The sequence below is a fragment of the Mesorhizobium sp. M0058 genome (assembly GCF_040323095.1).
Lineage (GTDB): Bacteria > Pseudomonadota > Alphaproteobacteria > Rhizobiales > Rhizobiaceae > Mesorhizobium.
Map to the genome: position 1 here is coordinate 1 of NZ_JAMYUQ010000062.1, position 525 is coordinate 525.

2 protein-coding genes are annotated in these 525 nt (G+C 65.5%); both read right to left on the reverse strand.

Annotation, left to right across the window (positions count from 1 at the left end; genetic code table 11):
* Positions 1 to 274 (reverse strand): hypothetical protein (locus NKJ75_RS32800; RefSeq protein WP_352500766.1); only part of this gene is annotated, 274 nt, incomplete at its 3' end.
* Positions 275 to 276: 2 nt separating this feature from the next.
* A partial coding sequence (locus NKJ75_RS32805) for a hypothetical protein (RefSeq protein WP_352500767.1) occupies positions 277 to 525 on the reverse strand: 249 nt, incomplete at its 5' end.

Sequence of the window (525 nt, forward strand, 5' to 3'; positions counted from 1 at the left end):
TCGGATCGCTATCGGCCAGAATACCGACGTGGCGACGTGCCGTGGCAACAGCGGCGTCAAACGCGGCCCGGGCGGCGTCGATCCATTTTGCCGCCGCTTCGAGGTCGCCAAGGCAATGAGCTGCTGCCGCGACCTCGATCGCTCGCGTGACCTTCGCACCGGTCGACGCGAGGTTGGCCTGCTTGAGGTCGGCTTCTGCGAGGCGGTTCGCGATCGATCGGATCTCTGCCATCGCATGCTGGGCGAGGTCCTCGCCGAACTGTGCCGCTTCCATGTTCAATCTCCGCTTGGTTGCTTTTCGAGGGTGGTTGATCCCAACCCGAGCCGGCGCGCCTGGCGCTGCGCTGCCGCTGTGGCGGTGTCGATCTGCCGCGCGACCGCGAGCACGTGGCGGCGGGCCGAGTCGGAATCCGTGTTCTCCCGGTATTCGCGCAAGGCGTCCCGATAGATTTTTCGGAGATCCGCGACCCGCGACCTGGCGCTGACCAGGTCAGCGACAGTGTCGATTTCTGTAGGCGAAAGTGG